At 57.3% G+C, this 22,775-nt stretch carries 19 protein-coding genes, 1 tRNA gene and 1 riboswitch; of the genes, 4 read left to right on the top strand and 16 right to left on the bottom strand.

What is annotated here, in order from left to right:
• Position 1: 1 nt before the first annotated feature.
• A complete protein-coding gene (locus AAC599_RS05370; RefSeq protein WP_340149377.1) occupies positions 2-1,960 on the bottom strand; it encodes a TonB-dependent receptor in 1,959 nt (652 codons plus the stop codon).
• A 231-nt stretch (positions 1,961-2,191) separates the two neighbouring features.
• Positions 2,192-2,396: riboswitch (cobalamin riboswitch) on the bottom strand.
• A 648-nt stretch (positions 2,397-3,044) separates the two neighbouring features.
• Positions 3,045-3,120 (bottom strand) — tRNA-Lys (locus AAC599_RS05365).
• A gap of 236 nt (positions 3,121-3,356) precedes the next feature.
• Here AAC599_RS05365 and AAC599_RS05360 point away from each other — a divergent pair.
• Together AAC599_RS05360 and AAC599_RS05355 are read left to right on the top strand one after the other, a co-directional pair.
• The gene (locus AAC599_RS05360) at positions 3,357-3,728 is read left to right on the top strand and encodes a group 1 truncated hemoglobin (protein ID WP_340149376.1); all 372 of its coding nucleotides are present in this window, start codon (positions 3,357-3,359) and stop codon (positions 3,726-3,728) included.
• Positions 3,706-4,761, top strand: a complete 1,056-nt coding sequence (locus AAC599_RS05355) for an adenylate/guanylate cyclase domain-containing protein (RefSeq protein WP_340149375.1) — start codon at positions 3,706-3,708, stop codon at positions 4,759-4,761. Before AAC599_RS05360 ends, AAC599_RS05355 begins: the two co-directional genes overlap by 23 nt.
• Here the strand turns inward: AAC599_RS05355 and rodA are convergent.
• The 9 genes from rodA to miaA all read right to left on the bottom strand — a co-directional run bounded on the left by rodA (position 4,758) and on the right by miaA (position 15,280).
• A complete protein-coding gene (rodA, locus tag AAC599_RS05350) occupies positions 4,758-5,894 on the bottom strand; it encodes a rod shape-determining protein RodA (protein WP_340149374.1) in 1,137 nt (378 codons plus the stop codon). The genes AAC599_RS05355 and rodA overlap by 4 nt on opposite strands.
• Positions 5,887-7,800 (bottom strand): penicillin-binding protein 2, encoded by a 1,914-nt coding sequence (mrdA, locus tag AAC599_RS05345; RefSeq protein WP_340149373.1) that lies wholly within the window; start codon positions 7,798-7,800, stop codon positions 5,887-5,889. The genes rodA and mrdA overlap by 8 nt, the downstream gene beginning before the upstream one ends.
• Positions 7,800-8,315, bottom strand: coding sequence for a rod shape-determining protein MreD (gene mreD, locus AAC599_RS05340; protein WP_340149372.1), 516 nt, complete (start codon positions 8,313-8,315; stop codon positions 7,800-7,802). The genes mrdA and mreD overlap by 1 nt, the downstream gene beginning before the upstream one ends.
• Positions 8,312-9,205, bottom strand: coding sequence for a rod shape-determining protein MreC (gene mreC / locus AAC599_RS05335; RefSeq protein ID WP_340149371.1), 894 nt, complete (start codon positions 9,203-9,205; stop codon positions 8,312-8,314). The genes mreD and mreC overlap by 4 nt, the downstream gene beginning before the upstream one ends.
• Positions 9,206-9,245: 40 nt before the next feature.
• Positions 9,246-10,286 carry a rod shape-determining protein gene (locus tag AAC599_RS05330; RefSeq protein WP_340149370.1) on the bottom strand — a complete coding sequence of 347 codons (1,041 nt, stop codon included), beginning with the start codon at positions 10,284-10,286 and terminating at the stop codon, positions 9,246-9,248.
• A gap of 423 nt (positions 10,287-10,709) precedes the next feature.
• Complete coding sequence (gene ilvC, locus AAC599_RS05325; protein WP_340149369.1) at positions 10,710-11,729, bottom strand: ketol-acid reductoisomerase; 1,020 nt, start codon at positions 11,727-11,729, stop codon at positions 10,710-10,712.
• Between the two features lie 62 nt (positions 11,730-11,791).
• Positions 11,792-12,304: an acetolactate synthase small subunit gene (gene ilvN / locus AAC599_RS05320; protein WP_340149368.1), complete on the bottom strand. Its 513-nt coding sequence runs from the start codon at positions 12,302-12,304 to the stop codon at positions 11,792-11,794.
• A gap of 87 nt (positions 12,305-12,391) precedes the next feature.
• Positions 12,392-14,155, bottom strand: coding sequence for an acetolactate synthase 3 large subunit (locus tag AAC599_RS05315; RefSeq protein ID WP_340149367.1), 1,764 nt, complete (start codon positions 14,153-14,155; stop codon positions 12,392-12,394).
• 150 nt (positions 14,156-14,305) lie between these two features.
• Entirely contained in the window at positions 14,306-15,280 is a 975-nt protein-coding gene (gene miaA, locus AAC599_RS05310; protein ID WP_340149366.1) for a tRNA (adenosine(37)-N6)-dimethylallyltransferase MiaA, read from the bottom strand.
• A 23-nt stretch (positions 15,281-15,303) separates the two neighbouring features.
• Here miaA and serB point away from each other — a divergent pair, with 23 nt between their 5' ends.
• Positions 15,304-16,212, top strand: a complete 909-nt coding sequence (gene serB / locus AAC599_RS05305) for a phosphoserine phosphatase SerB (protein WP_340149365.1) — start codon at positions 15,304-15,306, stop codon at positions 16,210-16,212.
• 53 nt (positions 16,213-16,265) lie between these two features.
• Here the strand turns inward: serB and AAC599_RS05300 are convergent, their stop codons facing one another.
• The 4 genes from AAC599_RS05300 to hflK all read right to left on the bottom strand — a co-directional run bounded on the left by AAC599_RS05300 (position 16,266) and on the right by hflK (position 20,246).
• The gene (locus tag AAC599_RS05300; RefSeq protein WP_340149364.1) at positions 16,266-17,792 is read right to left on the bottom strand and encodes a DegQ family serine endoprotease; all 1,527 of its coding nucleotides are present in this window, start codon (positions 17,790-17,792) and stop codon (positions 16,266-16,268) included.
• Between the two features lie 227 nt (positions 17,793-18,019).
• Complete coding sequence (locus AAC599_RS05295) at positions 18,020-18,208, bottom strand: DUF2065 domain-containing protein (protein WP_293963723.1); 189 nt, start codon at positions 18,206-18,208, stop codon at positions 18,020-18,022.
• A 62-nt stretch (positions 18,209-18,270) separates the two neighbouring features.
• Positions 18,271-19,155 (bottom strand): protease modulator HflC, encoded by an 885-nt coding sequence (locus AAC599_RS05290; RefSeq protein WP_340149363.1) that lies wholly within the window; start codon positions 19,153-19,155, stop codon positions 18,271-18,273.
• A complete protein-coding gene (gene hflK, locus AAC599_RS05285; RefSeq protein WP_340149362.1) occupies positions 19,152-20,246 on the bottom strand; it encodes an FtsH protease activity modulator HflK in 1,095 nt (364 codons plus the stop codon). Before hflK ends, AAC599_RS05290 begins: the two co-directional genes overlap by 4 nt.
• A gap of 193 nt (positions 20,247-20,439) precedes the next feature.
• Between hflK and apbC the strand changes: the two genes are divergently transcribed.
• Positions 20,440-21,555 carry an iron-sulfur cluster carrier protein ApbC gene (gene apbC / locus AAC599_RS05280; protein ID WP_340149361.1) on the top strand — a complete coding sequence of 372 codons (1,116 nt, stop codon included), beginning with the start codon at positions 20,440-20,442 and terminating at the stop codon, positions 21,553-21,555.
• 53 nt (positions 21,556-21,608) lie between these two features.
• Here the strand turns inward: apbC and AAC599_RS05275 are convergent, their stop codons facing one another.
• Positions 21,609-22,655, bottom strand: coding sequence for a DUF4062 domain-containing protein (locus AAC599_RS05275; protein ID WP_340149360.1), 1,047 nt, complete (start codon positions 22,653-22,655; stop codon positions 21,609-21,611).
• Positions 22,656-22,775: the final 120 nt, after the last annotated feature.

The raw sequence follows: 22,775 nt of genomic DNA, 5'->3' as shown, positions 1-22,775 counted from the left end.
GTCAGTACGGCCCGAACTTGATCTGAAGACCGGCGAAGAAGGAAATCCCCGGCGATCCATAGCCATAGACATCCTGATAATCCTCATTCAGGAGGTTTTCACCGCGCATATAGAACTTCGCGCCCTCCGCGAACTCATAGGAGCCCGCCAGATTGACGAGGGTATAGCTGCCCAGCTCCACCGTCCGCGTCGCCACGGGGAAGAAGCTGTCAAAGACGGTATCCGTCTGCTTGCCGTTATACTGGATGCTCAGATTGACGTTCGCCGGACGCTCCATCACGTCGAAGTCGTAATTGCCGACAAGGCTGGCGATATGCTTCGGGCGGCGGGTGAGCTGTACCCCGTTTGAATCCTCAGCGTTCGTGTAGGTATAGGCGGCGTCCAGACGGACATTCTCGAACGGCTCGGTCGAGGCCGTGAACTCGATCCCGTCGATCCGGCTGGTGCCCGGGGTATTGACGGCGGTGGTGCCGCTGCCCTGAATCAGGTTCTCGATGCGGTTGTTGAAATAGGTCACATCGAGGATCAGCCGGTCATCGAGGAAGGACTGCTCGACACCCGCGTCCCAACCGAAGCCTTTCTCCGGCTCCAGATTGGGATTGCCTGTATAGCTGGGCGTGGAGCCATACAGCTCGAACAGGGTCGGGTTCTTCACCGCGCGACCGAAGCTGCCGTGCAGGCGCGTCGCCGTTTCCTGAAACAGGTAGGCGGCGGTGCCGCGATAGGTGGTCTGGTTGTCAAACAGATCGTCATTGTCGTCATAGCGCACGGCACCGGAGAGGAACAGGCTGTCCCACAGGCTCACCCGATATTCCGACGTATAGCCGTAATTCACGATACTGACCGTATTCGGCCCCGAAAAGCCGCTGTTGGTATATTGCTCTTCCTTCTTGCGCTCCGCCGCCAGCGTCACCGTATGCTCCGCCGCGGCGACATCCGGGGTTGAGAAATAGAAGTCCGACTGATAGCCATAGGTGATGCTTTTCCCCTCGGTCGTGAAGGTTGTCGCGCCTGTTGCGTCCAGAAAGTCCGTATGATCATCCATATAGCTCGCCTTCAGAAGCTGGTCCCAGGCCCCGTCGGCGAGGCTGAGCTTGCCGCTCACAAGGCCGTATCTTTGCAGCGACTGCGAGGTATCCAGACTGTCGACGGCATTGACGACCACCGCCGAGCCATCGGCATCGAGATCGCTGTCGATGATCATTCCGACGGCCTTTAGCTCAAGGTTTTCAACGGGTTTGACGCCGATCTTGATGCGGCCTGTGGTATTGTCATAGCCGTCCTTTTCCGTATTGCCATCGTCTTCATCGGCCGCGGAGATGCCATCGGTGATGAAGCGCTCGACCGTTGCGGACACCGTAAATTTGTCACTGCCATAGCCGAGGCCGACCTGCCCGTCCCGGGTGGAGAAGGAGCCCAGCTCGCCACGGGTGGTGACGGTGAAGCCCGGCTCTGGATCCTTGGTGATAATGTTGATCACGCCGCCGATGGCGTCGCTGCCATAGATCGCGCTCTGCGGCCCGCGCAACACCTCGATCCGGGCAATCCCGGCATTCAGCAGATTGGCGAAGTTGAATTCCGACTGGGCGGCAGGGTTGTTCACCTCGATCCCGTCGATCATGACGAGGGTCTGGTTGCCCTCGGTTCCGCGGATACGCACCTGGGTCAACTGGCCGACCGATCCGGCCCGGTTCACGGCGACGCCCGGCACATCCCGAAGCACATCCGAGACCACCCGCACCTGCCGCTGTTCCAGCTCTTCCGCCGTGATGACGGTGACGGAACTGCCGATTTCCTTCGATGGCAAAGGCGTATGGCTTGCCGAGATAACAAGCTCCGGCTCACTCCGGACTGCGTCATCCGCCTGCGCCACAGCCGGTGCCGTCAGGCCGAGCGCGAGCAGCCCGCCGGTGGCAAGATGAAGGGAGGTCGTTTTTTTCTTTCCTAAATAATCAAACATTGCTGATCCTTCTTGTTTCAATAAAGACAAGTAAGGCCAAACAGCGATCCGGCCGCTTGCGCCTGACGACGAAGAAACGGCTGCGATCAGATAAAAGCACAAAGCCCGGTACCCGGGATTTATCGCCTTCAATGGATGAGGAAAAAACTTCAGCCCGACCCCTGACAGCAACGCATTTCCGCGCGCCACCACAAACGGCATTCCGTCCCACGAGCACACCCCGTACAGTGGTCGAGCAGCGCTTGCGACGGCAGGTTTCCTGGCTCACAGGTCATTGCACCTCCCGGCCTTCCCAGTTTCCCAGTGGCTTTTACGGGGGCGCTCTCTGTTCACAGTTGCGGGGGCAGCCAGGGCTTTGAAAATCCCGAAATTTAGGGCTTTTCAGCTCCTGTTCCCTTTTTCATCCATAACTGGAACCATCGCTGTGGCTGAAATTGCATCAGGCTTTTTTATAAGTCAAGCAGCAACCGGACCGGACGCCAAACTTTTGCCATAAATTTGAAGGATCGCGCGGGGGGCAATTAAAAAAACCCTCGAAAGCCGTCCTTGTAAAATTAAAAACAAAATTCGAACAAAAACGGAACAAAGGCATTTGACTCAACATACAGGAGTATAATATTTTACTGATGTGAGGCCTCGATATGATGATGCACTGAAAAGGGCGGTGTAATTCAGCATCGAGGGCGACAGGCCCAACCTGTCTTTCTAAGCTAAAGGAAATTCTGATGGCTAAAGGAACTCGCAAGATCGGGCGGAGTGCCAAAACTGGTCGCTTCACCACGGTCAAAAAGGCTCAAAAATATGCAAATACGCATGTCGTTGAGACGATTAAAAAACCTAAATAATAAATAGGTTTCAGAGCGGTCTTTTCTTAGCGGGGAGGTCGCTCTGTTTTTTTGACTATGCAAAAATGTGCATTTATTCGCAAGAATAAAGTTACCATTTTGGTATATTTCGGAGTCTTAAGAGGGCAGGTTCACATAAAATATGCCCCAAATTGTCCCACGAATGCTTGCTCAGAATTCCAAGTATTACATATCAAATTAAAAAACCCTCGAAAGCCGTCCGGTTTCAAGGGTTTAAATGGTAGGCGCTACAGGGTTCGAACCTGTGACCCGCTGATTAAGAGTCAGCTGCTCTACCAACTGAGCTAAGCGCCCACAATAAGCATTCATTATCGCGGTTTATCGAAGGGCGCGCGGCCTCTCGAAAGGTATTCCCGAGCCCGAAAACCGCATGGTTCCGCGCCGGGAGCGACTGTGTAGCACAGGAATTCCCGCCCGACAAGAGGCGAGAGAGGCACTAATCGCTCGACAACCCATTTTCGCGGCTTTATCATAGATACACCAACGACTTGTGCCTTACCTCACATACCTATCACATTGGGAATTCGAAAATGGCCAAGCAGACCCTTTTTGAAAAATATGGCGGTTTCTCCGCCGTCAGTAAAATTGTGCTCGATTTCTACGATGTCCTGCTCGACAGCGATGAAGTCGGACCGTTTTTCGATGATGTCGACATGCCCCGGCTGATCGACCACCAGACGAAATTCATTGCCTCCCTGCTGGGCGGACCGGCGTCCTATACGGATGAACAGTTGAAACGGCTTCATGAACGGCTGGAACTCAAAAACAGCCATTTCGACGAGGTTCTGGATACCCTCGGCGATACGCTGAAACGGCACGGCTTCAGCGCCGGTGATCTCGCCCTCGTCAACGAGGCGCTTGAACGGAGGAGATCAGTCATTGTCTGTCGCGATGTCGATTGAGGCCATCAATGAGCAGCTGCTGCGCGCCATTGGTGTGGGCGTTGCCGTCCTCGCGGCGGAGGACCTGCGGTTCGTTTTTCGCAACGAAACCTTCCATGAATGGTTCGATGAGGAGGCGCCACAGACCAATCTTGGCGGCCTGTTTCCCGATCTCGACATAGCGGACCTGATGACACAGCTGCAGGAGAGCGGCCGCCTTACCATCGAGATCAAGCGCAAGGCCCGGCGGCGGGAGAAGATCTACGCCGCGGATTTCACCCTGTCGGAGGAAAATGGCGGCGGCATGATCATCCTGGTCTGCCAGAACATTTCCCGCATCCGCGAGCTGGAATCGATGATCGACAGCTATTCCCAGATGGTCGAGCGCAACACCCGCGAGATCAAGCGCGAGAAGGAGCAGGTGGAAAAGCTCCTGCTCAACATGATGCCGCGCTCGGTTTACGAGGAATTCAAGACCTTCGGCGTGGTCATCCCGAAGCTCTATGATCCGGTGTCCGTGCTGATGCTCGATTTCGTGGGCTTCACCCAGATGGCCGCCTCTGCCGATCCGGCGGTGACGGTAAGCGAGCTCAATGACATCTACAGCGCCTTCGACCGTATCGGCGAGCAATATGGCTGCGAGCGGATCAAGACCATGGGCGATGCCTATATCACGGTCGCCGGCCTGCCCGATCCGACGCCGGACCATGCCCGCGCCGTCGCCAATGCCGCCATCCGCTTCATCCGTTATCTGGAACGGCGGAATGAAGGCCATCCGAACCAATGGCGCTGCCGCATCGGAATTACCAGCGGACCCGTCGTCGGCTCGGTCGTCGGCATCCAGAAATATGTCTATGATATCTTCGGTCCCGCCGTGAACCTCGCCTCCCGCCTGCAGGACCTGTCGGAAGCGATGGAGATCACGACGAATGGTCCGGTCTATGACGTGCTCCGGGACTCTTTCCGCTTTGAATACCGGGGCAAGCAGCAGGTCCGCGGCTTCGACGAACAGGATATCTTCCAGCTCATGGACAGCCGCGAACCCATCCGCTAGCGTTTGCCGGGAATATCGATGTCGCGGTGGATATAGACGCTCATCACCAGGCCGAAGCTGATCATCAGGGTCAGCATCGCCGTCCCGCCGTAGGAGATCAGCGGCAGCGGCACGCCGACGACCGGCACCATTCCCATGACCATGGCGACATTGATGAAGATATAAAGGAAGAAAATGCCGGTCATGCCGATGGCCAGCAGCTTGCCGAAATGATTGCGCGACCGGTAGGCGATGGCATAGCCATAGGCGATCAGCAGGATATAGAGTGCGAACAGCAGGAGCCCGCCGACCATGCCGAACTCCTCCGCCAGCATGCTGAAGATGAAGTCGGTCCGCATCTCGGGCAGGTAATTGAGATGGCTTTGCGTGCCATTGAGCAGCCCCTTGCCGAACACCCCGCCCGAGCCGAGCGCGATCTTCGACTGCATGATGTGATAGCCCGCGCCGAGCGGGTCATTCTCCGGATTGAGGAAGGTCAGCACGCGTTTCTTCTGATAGTCATGCAGGAACTGGAAAGCGAAGAAGCCCGCCGGGATCGCCGTGCCGACGACCAGCGCAAATTTCCACAGCCGCACCCCGGCGACGAAAAAGATGATCCCCGCCCCCGCGATCAGCATCAGCGCTGTCCCGAGATCCGGCTGACGCAGGACCAGTGCCGCTGGTAGCAGCACCATGAGAAGCGGCGGCAGAAGCCAGCGGATGCGCCGGACATCTTCCAGACCGATATTATGGAAATATCGGGCAAGGGCCAGGATCAGGGCGATTTTCATCACCTCGGAGGGTTGCAGCTGGAACGGCCCGAGGTCAATCCAGCGACGCGCGCCCATGCCGATCACACCCATCACCTCGACCGCGCCCAGCAGTATGAGGGCGACGGCATACAGGGGATAGGCAAGATTGAGCCAGATACGGATGTCGACCAGTGCCACCATGAACATCAGAGCAAGACCCGCGCCAAAGCGTATCATCTGGCGCGAGGCCCAGGGCTCCAGATTACCGTTGGCGGCGGAATAGAGCATCAGGAAGCCGACCGACGCGGTCGCGCAGATCAGCAGGACAAAGCCCCAGTTGATATCCCAAAGTTTGCGGGTCAGCGGAATAGTGACATTTTTCTGCCCCAGCTCCCTATACATCCCCGCCTCCTGCCGGACGGCGGATGGCGATGTCATAGCTGGGCCGGCGCAAGGGATCGAGGCGCAGCGTTTCCTGTAACAAGTCGCGGGCAATCGGCGCGGCGGTACTGGAGCCGGAACCGCCATGCTCGACAATGACCGAAACCGCATAGCGCGGATCGTTATAGGGCGCATAGCCGACGAAGAGGGCGTGGTCCCGCTCCTCCCACGGCTTTTCATCCGATTTGCGCACACCTTCAATACGTTCCTTACGGGAGATGCGGCGCACCTGCGCGGTGCCGGTCTTGCCCGCCATTTCCCAGCCCTCGACCTCGATTTTCGCGGCCCGGGCCGTACCACGCGGGCCGTTCATCACCTTGTTCATGCCACTCAGGACGGTTCTGAGAGCACTCTGGCTGATACCGATGTCCCGGTTGGCGGCCTCTTCCTCCGCCCGCGGCAGGACGGCGCCTTCCAGCGTCTCCCCCGTGACCGAGCGGATCAGCCGCGGGTTCACCTTCTTGCCGCCATTGGCAAGGCGTGCTGTCATCACGGCAAGTTGCAACGGCGTCGTCAGCACATAGCCCTGCCCGATCCCGGTGTTGTAGGTTTCGCCAAGCTGCCAGGACACGCCCTGAACCGCCTGTTTCCAGGCCCGCGTCGGGATCAGGCCCGCCCGTTCGCCCAGTATGTCGATGCCGAGTTTTTCCCCGAGGCCGAAGCGATGCGCCATGTCGGCGATCTTGTCGACGCCGACCTTGCGGGCGATATCGTAAAAATAGATGTCGCAGGACTGGGAGATCGCATCTTCCATGTCGAGCTTGCCATGCCCGCCCCGCTTCCAGCAGTGAAAGCGATGCTTGCCAAGCTGTGTATGGCCACCGCAGAACACCTGATGCCGGGCGGTGATCACCCCTGACTCCAGCGCCGCAAGGGCGACAATCATCTTGAAGGTCGACCCGGGCGGATACTGTCCGGCAATCGCCTTGTTGCCGAGCGGTCGTTTCGGGTTTTCCACCAGCTCCTTCCAGTCGGCGGAGCTGATCCCGCTCGCAAAATCATTGGGATCGAAGGACGGCACCGACACCATCGAGAGAATATCGCCCGAGTGAATGTCCATGACAACGGCAGCGGCGCTCTCCTCGCCCATGCGGCGGACGGCGAATTCCTGAAGCTGCTTGTCGATGGTCAGTACCGCATCGTTACCGGGGATGCCTTCCTCGCGGTTGAGCTCGCGGATGACGCGGCCATAGGCATTGGCCTCCAACCGGCTGAGTCCCGCCTTGCCGCGGAGTGTCCGGTCGTAATATTTTTCGACCCCGCTTTTACCGATGCGGAATTCCGGCAATTCCAGAAGCGGATCATACTCCTGATCCTGCAGATCCTTTTCCGATACCGCGCCGACATAGCCGACGATATGGGCGAACAGCTTGCCGTAGGGGTAATCGCGGGTGGAGCCGACATCCATCTGGATGCCTGGCAGATCCGGCGCATTGACATTGATCCGAGCGAACTGGTCCCACGTCAGGTTATCGACGACGGGAATGGGAACGAAGCTGCGCTTGCGCGCGGCGTCTTTCAGTACCCGCTCCCGATCAATCGATTCTGCCGGCACAAAACGGGTCAGCGCATCCAGTGTCGCCTCGATACTGCCCGTCTGTTCGGGGATCAGGATGACGCGGTAGTTATGGCGGTTGCTGGCAATCTCGGTGCCGAAGCGGTCGACGATCCGGCCCCGGAGCGGCGGCAACAGCCGGAGGTTCATCCGGTTTTCATCGGCCATCATTGAATATTCGTCGGAATGAATGACCTGAAGATAGTAAAGCCGTCCGGCCAGCGCCGACATCAGCATCGCCTGCCCGCCCGCCATCAACAGCGCCCGGCGGGAGAAGACCTTGCCTTTTTCCTTATGCTGGTCCTTCGCCATCAGGTCAGCCTCAACAGGTTGTTCTGGAGCATGCCGAACAGCCAGGCAAAGAACGGAAACACCAGAAGCGACAGGCCATATTGCGCGAGGATGGGCGCGATCGGCACATAGGCCAGCGAATAGAGACAGGCGATAACCCAGCTCAGCATCGCGATGATGAAGCCGATCAGCAGATAGCCGAACCAGGTGAGAAAAAAGGATTTACCGATAAAAATCCGCCGCTGCGACAGCGCAATGCCATGGGTCAGCAGCAACAGCAGCGACGACAGGCCAAGCGGCGTTCCCGTCAGGCAGTCGGAAATGACGCCAAGCAGGAAACAGAGCGGCGCGTTCATCAGATAGGGCCGGTGAATGCTCCAATAGAAGACGGAAATCGCAACGAAGGCCGGGGTGACATTGGCATAGCCGCTGATCCCGATCGGCACGACACTCATCATCGCCAGCAGCACCGTCAGGGCGAACGGTACGCTGCCTCTCAGGAAACGGTTAAACTGATAGGCGAGTGTCGGGCTCACTTTGCATCCAATCTGCTTTCGCCAAGATCACCCGGGTTTTCATCCGGGTTGCTCATCCCCGGCAGATCATAGCGCAGCACGCTGACATATTCCAGACGGGTCCAGTCGGCGAATGCCTTCACCCGGATGCTCCTCTCTGAAACCGAGGAGACGATACCGATGGGCCGTCCGGCCGGGAGCATGCCGCCATCGCCGGAGGTCACGATCCGGTCGCCCGCCGATACAGTTGCGTTCGTCGGCAGGAAGTCAAGGATCGGCGATGTCGAGTTATCGCCCACCAGAATGCCCTTGTGGCGGGATTTCTCCATCACCACGGGAATGCGGGAGTTAAGGTCGGTCAGCAACAGCACGCGGGCCGAGCGTTCCCCAACCTCGGCAATACGGCCGACAAGGCCGAGCGGCGCAACCACCGCCTGCCCAATGCGGACACCATCGCGGCGACCGGCGTTGAGCAAGAGCGTGCGGACGAAGGGTCCGCCGTTATCGCCAACCACCCGCGCCGTAATCGGCAGCACCAGCGGATCGGACAGGGCGTTCAGGAGCTGACGGAAATTCTCGTTCTCCTGCTCCAGCGTGCGGCCGACGGCCTGCCATTTCAAAAGCCGGGCATTTTCTTCGCGCAGCCGCTCGTTCTCCTCGATCAGGCTGGTCAGCTTTTGCACCCGGCCAACGGCCTTGTGGAAGGCGTCGACGGGCTGGGAGATGGTGGCAAGGATCGGGGCGACCACATCGGTCGTCGCCGTCCGCATCCGTTCGACCACGCCGATATTCGCCTTGCCGAGAAACAGCAGGGCAACGGCCAGTGAAATAAGCAAAAGAAAGGCAGAACGCTGAAGAATTGTCTTCAGCGGCCAGGTCAGTTTGAATACCGAGCTCTGCCTTGGAGCCATCTAGCTACACTCCGGTTTCACCAACACTCATCTGTCGGGCTCAGTTCTCACCGCTCAGAACATGGCGCAATGTCTTGATCTCCTCAAGCGCGCGGCCTGTTCCGATGGCGACGCAGGACAGCGGCTCCTCGGCGATGGAGACCGGCAGACCCGTGGCCTGCCTGAGGACATGATCGAAATTCCCGAGCAGCGATCCGCCGCCGGTCAGGATGATCCCCTTGTCAACGATATCCGCCGCCAGTTCCGGCGCCGTATGTTCGAGGGCCACTTTCACCGCCTCGATAATCGCGCCCACCGGCTCGGCGAGGCTCTCGGCGATCTGCCGCTGGCTGATCACCAGCTCCTTCGGCACGCCGTTCATCAGGTCGCGGCCGCGGATTTCCATGGTCTCGCCCTCGCCGTCCTCCGGCGCGCAGGCCGATCCGATCAGCTTTTTGATCCGCTCGGCCGAGCTTTCGCCGACCAGCAGGTTATGGTTGCGGCGGATATAAGCGATGATCGCCTCGTCCATCTTGTCGCCGCCGACGCGGACGCTCTTTGAATAGACAATACCGCCAAGCGACAGAACCGCGACTTCCGTCGTACCGCCACCGATATCAACGACCATGGAACCGGTCGGCTCGGTCACCGGAAGGCCAGCGCCGATTGCGGCGGCCATCGGCTCGTCAATCAGGATCGCCTGACGGGCGCCTGCATTTTCGGCGGCCTCCTTGATCGCCTTGCGCTCAACGGCGGTGGAACCGGACGGAACGCAGATAATAATAAGGGGACGGGCGAAACTGCGGCGATGGTGAACTTTATGGATAAAATGCCGGATCATTTCCTCGGCAATTTCGAAATCGGCGATAACGCCGTCTCTCAAGGGGCGAATGGCTTCGATATTGCCGGGGGTCCGGCCCAACATCATTTTTGCTTCATCACCAACGGCCAGAACCTGCTTCTTGCCCTTGTTATGAAGGATCGCCACAACCGATGGCTCATTCAGTACGATACCGCGGCCCTTCACATAAACCAGCGTGTTCGCGGTTCCAAGGTCGATGGCCATATCGGCTGACATCCAGCCGAGTAATCCGTTTAACATTAAGCTGCCTCACATACCCAAAATGGGACCCGGCCCCGGGCCCCGCAATTACGTTAGAACGCGCATCTGACATCCTGTTTCCGCTGCAGACCGGTTCAAAATTAACCCTCGCCTACCCACGCCAACATCCGCGTATTTGTGCCGCCGGAGACATTTGTCGAGACATGCCTGAGCAGCATTTAGCAGTTATTGCAGAAGATAGTTAATATTTTCCCACCATCAGTTGATAAATACGATCTTTCCCCGCCTGCAGGCAATTGATTTGTAAAGCAGATGCGAAAAATACGCAAACGTCATTAACCATAAATTACGGGAAGCAATCGAATATTTTTCTCTAATATATAAGAGAGCCGCAACAGCCCGGCATAAAAAAAGCCGGCGCAGTGGCCGGCTTTTTATCACACTTGCGTGCGAGGGCAAGCCCTAGTTCTTGGATTTGTCGACAAGACGGCCCGCGGCGATCCAGGGCATCATGGCACGCAGGCGCTCGCCGACTTCCTCGATCTGGTGGGCGTCGTTACGGGACCGGGTGGCCTTGAAGCTCGTCTGACGGGCCTTGTTTTCCAGCATCCAGTCGCGGGTGAACTTACCGCTCTGGATGTCGTCCAGAACCCGCTTCATTTCCGCCTTGGTTTCCGGCGTCACGATCCGCGGCCCGGTGACATATTCACCGTATTCCGCTGTGTTGGAGATAGAGTAGTTCATGTTCGCGATGCCGCCTTCATAGATCAGGTCGACGATCAGCTTCACTTCATGCAGACATTCGAAATAGGCCATTTCCGGCGCGTAACCGGCCTCGACCAATGTCTCGAAACCAGCACGGATTAACTCCACGAGACCACCGCAGAGAACCGCCTGCTCGCCGAAGAGATCGGTTTCGCATTCTTCCTTGAAGCTGGTTTCGATGATACCGGCGCGGCCGCCGCCGATGGCGGAAGCGTAGGAGAGCCCGATGTCGAGCGCGTTGCCGGAGGCATCCTGATGCACGGCAACAAGGCAGGGCACCCCGCCGCCGCGCTGATATTCGGAGCGAACCGTGTGGCCCGGGCCTTTCGGCGCGATCATGAACACATCCATGTCGGAGCGCGGAACGATGAGGTTGAAATGTACATTCAGGCCGTGGGCAAAGACAAGCGCCGCGCCGTCCTTCATGTTGGGGGCGAAGTCTTCTTCATAGATTTCCGCCTGCAGCTCATCCGGGGTCAGCATCATGATCACGTCGCCCCATTTCGCGGCATCCGCCGGGGTCATGACCTTGAGGCCTGCGCCTTCCGCCTTGGCGGCGGAGCTTGAGCCTTCGCGCAGCGCGACGGCCACGTCCTTGACACCGGAATCCTTCAGGTTGTTGGCATGGGCATGGCCCTGGCTGCCATAGCCGACGATGACAACTTTCTTGCCCTTGATCAGATTAACATCGGCATCGCTGTCGTAGTATACGCGCATCCTATCGTTCCTTCTCGATTAAAACTTCTCGTCCATTCAAATACAATAATTACGTGTTTGTCTCAGATCACGTCCGTGCCGCGATGTACGGCCACGAGACCCGTCCGGCAGACCTCCGCCTTGCCCAGCGGTTCCATCAGCCCGATGAAGGCCTTCACCTTGTCGGGCACCCCGGTCACCTCGAAGACAAAGGAGTCTTCCGTGGTATCGACAGCGCGGGCGCGGAAAATATCGGCCATGCGAAGGGCCTCCACCCGCTTCTCCCCCTTGCTGATCACTTTTACCAGCGCCATCTCCCGCTCGACGCTCGGGCCGTCGATGGTCAGGTCGGCAATCTTGTGAACCGGAACCAGCCGGTTGAGCTGCGCCTTGATCTGCTCGATCACCATGGCCGTGCCGGTGGTCACAATGGTGATCCGCGAGAGGTTCTCGGTTTCGTCAACCTTGGCCACCGTCAGGCTTTCGATGTTATATCCGCGCCCGGAAAAGAGCCCGATGACGCGCGCCAGCACACCAAACTCGTTATCGACGAGAACGGAAATGGTATGGCGGAAAATTTCGGTGTTTTCAGTCATGGTCCAGACATATCCTTTGCAAGCGCGGTCTCTTTTAAACCAGCATTAGCGTTTAATCCATAGCTTTTCGAAGGAAATCAGGGGTGATTATACCAGCGACAGCCCGTCCGAGGTGACTTTCGGCCCGGAATCGTCCGTCTCGTCCCCCAGCAGCATCTCGTTATGCGCGGCACCCGAGGGCACCATCGGGAAGACATTCTCCGCCTTGTCGACAATCATATCGACGACGACCGGTCCCTTGGTGGCCAGCATTTCCTTGATGCAGTCATCGACCTTGTCCGGATCGGTGCAGCGCAAGCCGGTGGAACCGAACGCCTCCGCCAGCTTCACGAAATCAGGCAGGCTCTCCATATAGCTTTCCGAATAGCGCCCGCCGTGCAAGAGTTCCTGCCACTGGCGGACCATGCCCATATATTCGTTATTGAGGATGAACACCTTCACCGGCAAACGGTATTGCAGGATCGTCGAGAGTTCCTGGATATTCATCATGGTCGAGGCTTCGCCCGCAACGTCGACGACCAGTCCGTCCGGATGGCCGATCTGCACACCCATGGCCGCTGGCAGGCCATAGCCCATGGTGCCGAGCCCGCCCGAGGTCATCCAGCGGTTCGGCTCCTCGAACTGCAGATACTGTGCCGCCCACATCTGATGCTGCCCCACTTCCGTGGTGAAATATCGGTCCATGCCCTTCGTCAGCTCGTTCAGCCGTTGCAGCGCATATTGCGGCTTGATCGCCTTGCCCTTCTGCTCGAACTTCAGGCAGTCCCTGGCGCGCCAGTCTTCGATCTGTGCCCACCATTTCTTCTGCGCCGCCGCGTCAGGCTTGTGCACTTCCGATTTCCAGACCTTGATCATGTCTTCCAGGATATGGGCGACATCGCCGACAATCGGGATATCAACGGCCACGTTCTTGTTGATTGAGGACGGGTCGATATCGACATGGATTTTCTTCGATTTCGGCGAGAAGGCATCGAGCCGCCCCGTGATCCGGTCATCAAAGCGCGCGCCGATACAGACCATGACATCGCAGTCATGCATGGCGTGGTTCGCCTCATAGGTGCCGTGCATCCCCAGCATGCCGAGGAACTGCTTGTCACTCGCCGGAAAGGCGCCGAGGCCCATCAGGGTATTGGTGATCGGATGGCCGGTCAGCCGCACGAACTGCGTCAGCAGCTTCGAGGCCTTGGGTCCGGAATTGATGACACCGCCGCCGGTATAGAAAACCGGACGTTTCGCATTCGAGATCAGCTTGACCGCTGCCTTGATGGCCTTGAGGTCGCCCTTGATCTGCGGCTTGTAGCTCTTGTGCTTGACCATGGACGGCGGCGTATAGGGACCCGTCGCCAGCTGCACATCCTTCGGCAGGTCGACGACGATCGGGCCCGGACGACCGTTGGTCGCCACATAAAAGGCCTCATGCATGACGCGCGCGAGATCGTTCACGTCCTTCACCAGATAGTTATGCTTGGTGACGGGGCGGGTGATACCGACTGTGTCCGCCTCCTGAAAGGCGTCGTTGCCGATCATATGGGTGGCGACCTGCCCGGTCAGGCAGATGATCGGAATGCTGTCCATCAGCGCATCGGCAAGGCCGGTCACCGCATTGGTCGCGCCGGGGCCGGAGGTGACGAGAACGACGCCCGGCTTGCCGGTGGAGCGCGCATAGCCCTCCGCCGCATGCACCGCGCCGCCTTCCTGACGGACGAGGATATGGCGAATGCTGTTCTGCTTGAACAATTCGTCATAGAGCGGAAGCACAGCGCCCCCAGGATACCCGAAAATCACCTCGACGCCCTGATCCTTCAGCGCCTTGATTACTATTCCCGCTCCTGTCAATTCCTGGTTCGCCATCTCACTATCCCAATTCTGCGTTCGGCTCGTTATGATCAAAGATCAATCGGTGTTTAAAGAGTAATAGAAAAAAGACGCCCGGCACGATACCGGGCGGTCAAAAACAGGCTTCCCTCGCGGAAAGCCGCCAATTTGGGTGAACCTAGACCTTCATTTCGCCTCCGTCAACAAAAATCGACGAATAAATGGAAAGAATTCGCCCTTTAAACTTTCCAAATCTTGCGCAGAAGAGCGATTTGCTTCGCACATCTTATTCCGAACCCAGGTCATTTGCCGTTTCGCATAGCGCCGGGTGAGCATCTTTGCCCGCTCCCTTGCCGCCGCTTCCATCATCTCACCGCTGAGCACCGCCGCCAGTTCCGGCACACCGAGCGCCTTCATCGCCGGGAGAGCCGGATCGAGGTCGCGTTTCAGGAATTCCGCCACTTCCTCAAGCGCACCACCTTCATCGATCATCCAGTCGAACCGCCGGTCGCAGCGCTCATAGAGCCAGTTGCGGTCCGGCGTCAGCGCCAGCCACAGGCGCGGCCCTTCCAGAATATCGCCGGTCGGCGCCCGTTTCTGCCATTCGCCGAGGGGGACGCCGGTTTCCTCCACCACCTCCAGCGCCCTGAGAAGCCTCTGGCTGTCACCTTCATTGAGCTTTTCCGCCATCTCCGGATCCTTCTCGCGGAGGCGCGCATGGATGACCGCATTCCCCTCGCGTTTGTGAAGCGCGCGCAGGCTGCCCCTCACCTTGTCCGAGATATCGGGGACTTCCGCGATGCCTTTGGTCAGGATATCGAAGTAAAGGCCGGTGCCACCGACGAGGATCGGCAGTTTGCCTGAGCTTCGCACATCCTCGATCTCTTTCAGCGCCATATCGCGCCAACGCGCTGCATTGCAGTAGTCCGCCGGATCGAGCACGCCATAGAGACGGTGCGGGGCACTCGCTTCCTCTTCCGCGCTCGGCCGGGCAGTCAGGACACGCAGACCGTCATAAACCTGCATGCTGTCCGCATTGATGATGACACCGTCAAATTCCTCTGCTATGGCAATGGCCAACGCGGATTTGCCGCTGGCGGTCGGCCCTGCAAGCAGGAGGCAGCCGTTCTGGCGGCGGCTATCTGGCTGGTCCTTATCCATTTCGGGAATGTCTGTCGATTATCATGGCTGAAACTTCTGTCCTTACACTTGTTGCTGATCATACAGCGGGCGCGTCAATTCGCAATATCATGGACGCCGCGGTGCGGGAACTGACCGACGCGGGCGCAACCTGCGCCGAACCGGACTGGCTGTCGGAGGGCCGCGCGGTCGATATCGCCTTCTCCGGCCCGTGGCGCGAGGAGGCCGAGGCCCGCCTCTCCGCCTCCGGCCTGCTGGACAAGATAGATTATTGCCTGCAACCCACCCTGCACCGGAAAAAGAAGCTATTCCTCGCCGATATGGACAGCACCATGATCACCGTCGAATGCATTGACGAGCTCGCGGATTTCGCGGGCTTCCGCGAGGAGGTATCCGCCATTACCGAGCGGGCGATGAACGGGGAGCTTGATTTCAACGATGCCTTCCGCGCCCGCGTCGCCATGCTGAAAGGCCTGCCGGAACCCGTCCTGCAGCAGGTGTTTGACGAGCGGGTCCGGCTCACCCGGGGCGCCCGGACGCTGGTGCAGACCATGCGCGCGGGCGGCGTTTATACCGCGCTTGTCTCCGGCGGCTTCACTTTCTTCACCAGCCGGGTGCGGGATCAGGCGGGCTTTCATATGGATATGAGCAACAAGCTGCTGTTCGAGAATGGCGCGCTCACCGGCATCGCGGCAGAACCGATCCTGAATTCCGGCGCGAAGCTTGCGACGCTGGAACGGCTGATGACGGAGAAGAAGATCGAGCGCGCCGAGACGCTGGCCATCGGCGACGGGGCAAATGATATCCCGATGATCGAGGCGGCAGGTCTTGGCGTTGCCTATCACGCCAAGCAGGCGGCCGTGGCGGCGGCGGATGCGGCGATCCGCTTCGGCGACCTGACCACCCTGCTCTATTATCAGGGTTACCGCGACAGCGATTTCGTCAGTGCATAAAAAATGGCGCCGCCTCCGGGGAGGGGCGCCATCTTCTCAAAGTCCACTAAGCCTTAGCTTTCCTTGTTCAGCTTCAGGGCAATGAAGCGGGAGTTGTCGCCGCGTTTCAGGAGCAGCAGGACAGATTTCTTGTCCGTCTCCTGGATTTCGGCAATCCGCTCCTTCATCTGCTCCGGTGTGGTGACCGGCTCAAGCTGCGCTTCCGCCACGACATCACCGGCGCGAATGCCCTTCTCGGCTGCTTCCGAATTCGGGTCCACATTGGTCACGACGACGCCCTCGACATCCTCGGCAATGCTGAACTGCTCACGGGCCGCATCATTGATGCTGGAAAGTTCCATGCCGAGCAGATCAACGCTCTTGTCGCTGCCGGGCTCTGCGGGGGACGATCCGTTCATAGCGGTTTCGGCCTTTTCAAGCTCGCCGAGGACAACTTCCACATTCATGGTCTTGCCACTCCGCCACAGCTCGACATTGACCTTGGAGCCAACTTTCGATTCCGCCACCAGACGCGAGAGTTCCCGAGGCTCGGTGACTTCTTCGCCATTGAATTTCAGGATCACGTCCCCGGCCTTGATGCCGGACTTGAAGGCGGGTCCGTCTTCCGGAACACCGGCAACCAGCACACCGTCTGTATCGCTGAGGTCAAGTCCTTCGGCAATTTCCTCGGTCACCGGCTGGATCACCACGCCGAGCCAGCCACGGCTGGTCTTGCCGAACTCGATCAGCTGCGCGACCACGGGCATGGCAAGTTCCGAGGGAACCGCGAAGCCGATACCGATGCTGCCGCCGGACTGCGAGAAGATCGCCGTGTTGATGCCGATCACCTCGCCGTCCATGTTGAACAACGGACCGCCGGAGTTGCCCTTGTTGATGGAGGCGTCCGTCTGGATATAGTCATCATAGGGACCGGAGCGGATATCGCGGCCGCGGGCCGAGACGATACCGGCGGTGACCGTGCCGCCAAGGCCGTAGGGGTTACCGATGGCCAGAACCCAGTCGCCAACGCGGGACTTGTCGCTGTCGCCCCAGTCCACATCAACGAGCGGGCGTGCCGTCGGGTCGATTTTCAGAACCGCAAGGTCGGTTTTCGGGTCCGTGCCGACCAGCGTTGCCGGAAGATCCTCGCCATCCTTGAAGATGACCTTGATCTCGTCCGCGCCGTCGATCACATGGTTGTTGGTAATGACATAGCCGCCATCAGCGTCAATGACAAAGCCGGAGCCGAGCGATGTCGCCTTGCGTTCGCGCTCCTGCCCGTTATCGCGATTACCAAATTCCTTGAAGAAATCCTCGAACGGATGGCCTTTCGGCAATTGCGGAAGCTCTCCACTTGGGGCCTTGACGGTCTGGGTGGTTGAAATATTGACAACGGCGGGGGACAGTTTTTCCACAAGATCGGCGAAGCTGTCGGGCGCAGGCCGGGCATTGGCGTTGACCGCCATGAGCGCCATTAAGGTAAACACCGTCAGGGTTGAAACAACGAGAACGCCATATCTGCGCGCTCGATTTGCGTTTGCGGGCACGGAGTAAGCGCCAATCTCTGCCGATTTCGGCCGTGCTGAGTATCGGTTATACAAGTCTATCTTCCTTCTATAATTCGATTCCCTGCCTCATCCTGAAGATCACGGGCAGAGAATCAACTGACAATATTAACCCCTCTGGTTCATCCGCCGGACCCCTCGCCCGTCGCATGTCGCCGTATGTACCTAGAAATCAAATAAGGCAGAAATGTGCAATTGAAACCCGTTTTTTGATTTTTGTTGGTTAATTGCAAAACCTCTTCAATTTCAAGGATCAAGACACACTACCCCCGGAGAAGCCAGACAAAAAAGACGCCGAGCACAGACACGACCAGACCGAATATGCGCAAAGTGTGGCTGGGCGTGTCCAGCACCGATATCATCATCCGTTTCATCCCGTCGGGGAACAGGGCATACAGCGTGCCCTCGATAAACAACACCAGCGCCAGCGCCAGCAGGAAATCCGTTACCACAACAAATTCGCCCTTTAAGCAAAACGGCCCGCATGTGTCATACGGGCCGTTTCATTTCAACTTTACTGACCGGTTGCAGGTTCGACATTCTGCTGGTCAAAGAACCGGAAGAACTCCGATGTCGGAGACAGGACCATGGTCGTGTCATTATCCGAGATCGATTCCCGATAGGCCTGCATGGAGCGGTAGAAGGAGAAAAAGCCTTCATCCTTGCCAAACGCCTCCGCGAAGATACGGTTCTTTTCCCCATCCCCTTCACCCCGGAGAATCTCGGAATCCTTGCGCGCGTTGGCGATCAGGACCGTACGTTCCTTGTCTGCATTGGCGGTGATCCGCTGGGCGATTTCCGCCCCTGTTGCACGGATTTCCTTGGCTTCCTGTTCACGCTGCGACCGCATGCGGTCGAAAACCTTCTCGCTGTTTTCCTTCGGCAGGTCGGCGCGGACGATCCGCACGTCGATCACATCGATACCGGAGGCTTCCGCTTCCTTGTTCACCTGCTCGCGGATCTGCAGCATCAGGTTCGACCGTTCCCCCGACACAATATTGTTCAGGATCTGGCGACCAAGGTTCTGCCGGAGCTGCGAGTTGAGAATCGTCTCAAGCCGCTGATAGGCGATATTCAGATTGCCATAGGACTGGTAATACAGCAGCGGGTTGGCGATACGGAACCGCGCGAAGCTGTCCACCATCAGGCGCTTCTGGTCGCGTGTCACGATCTCTTCACGCTGCGTGCTGACAGACAGGACACGCTTGTCCACATAAACCACGTCCTGCACGAAGGGGAGCTTGAAATGAAGCCCCGGTTCCTGAATAACCCGCTCCGGATTACCAAACTGCATAACGATGGCCTGTTGCGTCTGATGAACGGTAAAGAGGGCACTCGATGCCACGATACCGGCGGCCACCAGAAGAACAACGATGACCGTTACAATTGCCTTACTCATTTGTTGGCCGTCCCTTTCTGTAGTTCATTAAGCGGCAGGTAGGGGACGACCCCTTGCGATCCGTTCTTCCCACTATCAATGATCATTTTCTGCTTGCCGGTGAAGACTTCCTGCAGCGTTTCCAAATAGATACGCTGACGGGTCACATAGGGCGCCTTGGCATATTCATCATAAATGGAAATAAAACGAGCAGCTTCACCCTCGGCTTCGGCAATCACGCGCTGCTTGTAACCTTCAGCTTCCTGACGGATCATTTCTGCCTGGCCGCGGGCGCGGGGAATAATGTCGTTAGCGTAAGCCAAAGCTTCATTCTGGGCGCGCTCCTTGTCGGCTTCCGCCGCCTGCACATCCCGGAACGCCGCAATAACCTGGGCTGGTGGCTCTGCATTCTTCAACTGCACCTGCAATACCTGCACGCCTGCGCCGTAATCATTCAGGACCTGCTGGAGACGTTCCAGAACCTCGGTCTCGACCAACAGACGGCCTTCGGTGATCGCCGCGGTCAGGTCGGTGCGGCCGATAACCTCGCGCATGGCGCTTTCCGCCGCCGCCTTGATGGTCAGGTCCGGTTGATCAACATTGAAGAGATACTCACCCGCATCATTGATCCGCCATAGCACCGTGAAACTGACTTCAACGATATTTTCGTCCCCGGTCAGCATCAGGCTTTCTTCCTCGACCCGGGTGGAACCGCCACCGCGCGTCGGGCGGAACCCGATCTCGACACTGTTGACCTTCGTCACCTCAGGCGTCAGAACCGTTTCAATCGGATAGGGCAGATGATAGTTGAGGCCCGGCTGGGTCGTTTTGATCCAGTCGCCGAAGCGCAACACGACACCTTGCTGGGTGGTTTCGACTTTATAAAAGCCGCTGACCAGCCAGGCGACCAGAAGGACCAGCAGCAATATCAGAATACCGATCTTGCCGCCGCTGCCGCCAGGCATGATGTCTTTCAGCCGGTCCTGGCCCTTCTTGATGATGTCTTCCAGATTCGGGGGTTGCTGGCCGCTGGGTCCAGACCCCCAAGGTCCGCGATTACCACCGCCGCCTTGCCAGCCTCCGTCATTGCCACCCTGATTGTTCCAAGGCATATGTTCGCCTCTCCTTATGTTCCTGCGCCGACTTTGCGCGTTTGCTAACTTTGCGTAGTCGCGTTATATGACACCCTGTAACTTTCTGCAACGTAACACGCGCCGGAAACCGTTATTTTCTGCCGTCGTGCGCGTTTGTCGAAATTATTAGTCTATGCCTACCATTTTGTGTCCGAAGCGGGAGTTTTCAAGCATGTCTGCGATAAATGAGCAAACCATCCTCAATTGCCTCGAAAAAATAATCGATCCGAAGACAGGCAAGAGTGTGGTCGCGCTCGGCCTGATCGCCGGACTGTTGGTAAAAGACGGCAATGTCGGCTTCGCGCTGGAGATCGACCCGAAGGATGCGGGCGAGATGGAACCGCTCCGCAAGAAATGCGAGGACGCGGTCTTCTCCCTGCCCGGCGTCAAATCGGTGAGCGCCGTGCTGACGGCGGAACAGGCCGCCGAAGCTCCGCCGCAAAGCCCGTCCCGCGCCCAGCCGCAACAGCAGCAGCCTGCCCAGAAACCCGAGGTGCCGGGTGTTGCCGCCATCGTCGCCGTCGCCTCCGGCAAGGGCGGCGTCGGCAAATCCACCTGCGCCGTCAATCTCGCGCTCGGACTCGAAGCACTCGGCCTCAAGGTCGGGATGCTGGATGCGGATGTCTACGGCCCGTCGCTGCCGCGCATGCTCGGCCTCAAGGGTAAGCCGCAGTCGAAGGATGGCAAGAAGCTGATCCCGATGGAGAAATGGGGCCTCAAGGTCATGTCCATGGGCTTCCTTGTCGAGGAAGACACGCCGATGATCTGGCGTGGCCCAATGATCATGAGTGCGCTGCAGCAGATGGTTTTCGATGTCGAGTGGGGCGAGCTTGATGTGCTCGTTGTCGATATGCCGCCCGGCACCGGTGATGCGCAGCTCACCCTCGCCCAGCGGGTCCCGCTCAGCGGCGCGGTGATCATCTCCACCCCGCAAGATATTGCCTTAATAGATGCCCGCAAGGGTTTGAATATGTTCCGGAAAGTCGATGTGCCGGTCTTCGGTATCGTCGAGAATATGAGCTATTTCCTCTGCCCGTCCTGCGGCGAGAAGTCCGATATCTTCGGCCATGGCGGCGCGCGGGAAACGGCGAAGGAACTCGGCGTCGATTTCCTCGGCGAAGTGCCGCTGCATATGGATATCCGCACCACGTCGGACGCCGGCACGCCGATCACGGCGACCGAACCCGACAGCGCCCATGCCAAAATCTACCGCGATCTCGCCGCCAGGGTGCAGGAGAAGATCGAGGCGGGCCTCGGTGCCAGCGGCCCCAAAATCGTGATCGAGTAATACTCAAATAACCCAATCGAGGAGCTCTCAATCAAATTATACATTAATCGAGGTTATCGAAGTTGGGTTTTTAGTATAGTTAGCTGACGCTCTCCATGTTGTGTCAACGTTATGCCTCTATATGTACCGCCATCGTCTGCTGTTTGCTCTACATACTCCAATAGACCAAGTTCCTTGAACTGAAATACACAGGTATCTACTTGAGGTTCTAATAAATACATCTTACGTCGGCCGACTTTTTCTGAAATTCTGGTGCGTAGCATTGCTTCAATATCACGACGAAAAGAATAACAAGGGACCTCATTATAATGACCATGTTTTCTAAGTATGAATCCGTACATAGAAGGGCCAATTGTTCTAAATATTTCATTCCAAGAGACCTTTACGCTCTCAGAGACAAATTCATTATCCTTACTCTGAAAGGAAACTGAAAACTCAAATAAATCCTCTCCTTGAGCCAATTTATCTCTCGGAATTTCGTCGTCTAAGATAGTTTTATCGCGAATTTCTCTTTCTAACTTCCGTATCGTATCGTTCGCATCGGCTAAATCGTCCACCAACCTATTCTCTCTTTGGATATCTTCATTCAATCTAGCTCTGTCCGCTCTTATCCACCCTACTCTTGGGTTAAGTCTAGCTTCCTGAATCAAACTCTGCATTACATGCCTACCGAGTTCAGAAGCATCGTTGTATTTTCTGCAATGCCGAGCCATAACTTTATCTCGAAATGCTTGAAGTTTTTCTTTACCTTCTTCAGTATTTTCTAAAAATTTTCCTGGAATTTCATCCGGATTTCCTCTTACAAATCCGAGGATTGGTATGCCTTGCGAAACCGCATAGTCATATTCCATTTCAGTATAACTTTTACCTTCTGGACCAATGCTTCCGTATCTACCCCCAAGTATTAGTAGGTAATAATCACATTCTGAAATTACTCTCTTAATTAATTCCCACTGACTATTATCAGAAGCAGGAAAAAGCTCCATTCCAGAAGGAAACCATCCAGTATCTAGAATTGCTTGTGTCGCCTGCTGACGTTCTTCCCGCAAATCATCATATGTAGATGAAACAAATACTTGATACCTAACGTCCGTTGTCATTTTCTTCCCAATTAGAAATTTGCACTTATACATTCTACTCTATTGGAAGATAAAAAAGGAAGGCTCGATATTTGCGCTAAATGAAGCGACCTTCAAAAACCAAAAAAAAGCCCGGAGTGA

The sequence above is a fragment of the uncultured Sneathiella sp. genome (genome assembly GCF_963976355.1).
Lineage (GTDB): Bacteria > Pseudomonadota > Alphaproteobacteria > Sneathiellales > Sneathiellaceae > Sneathiella.
Note: the sequence above shows the minus strand (reverse complement) of the source record. Positions and strands in the feature narration are given on the sequence as shown.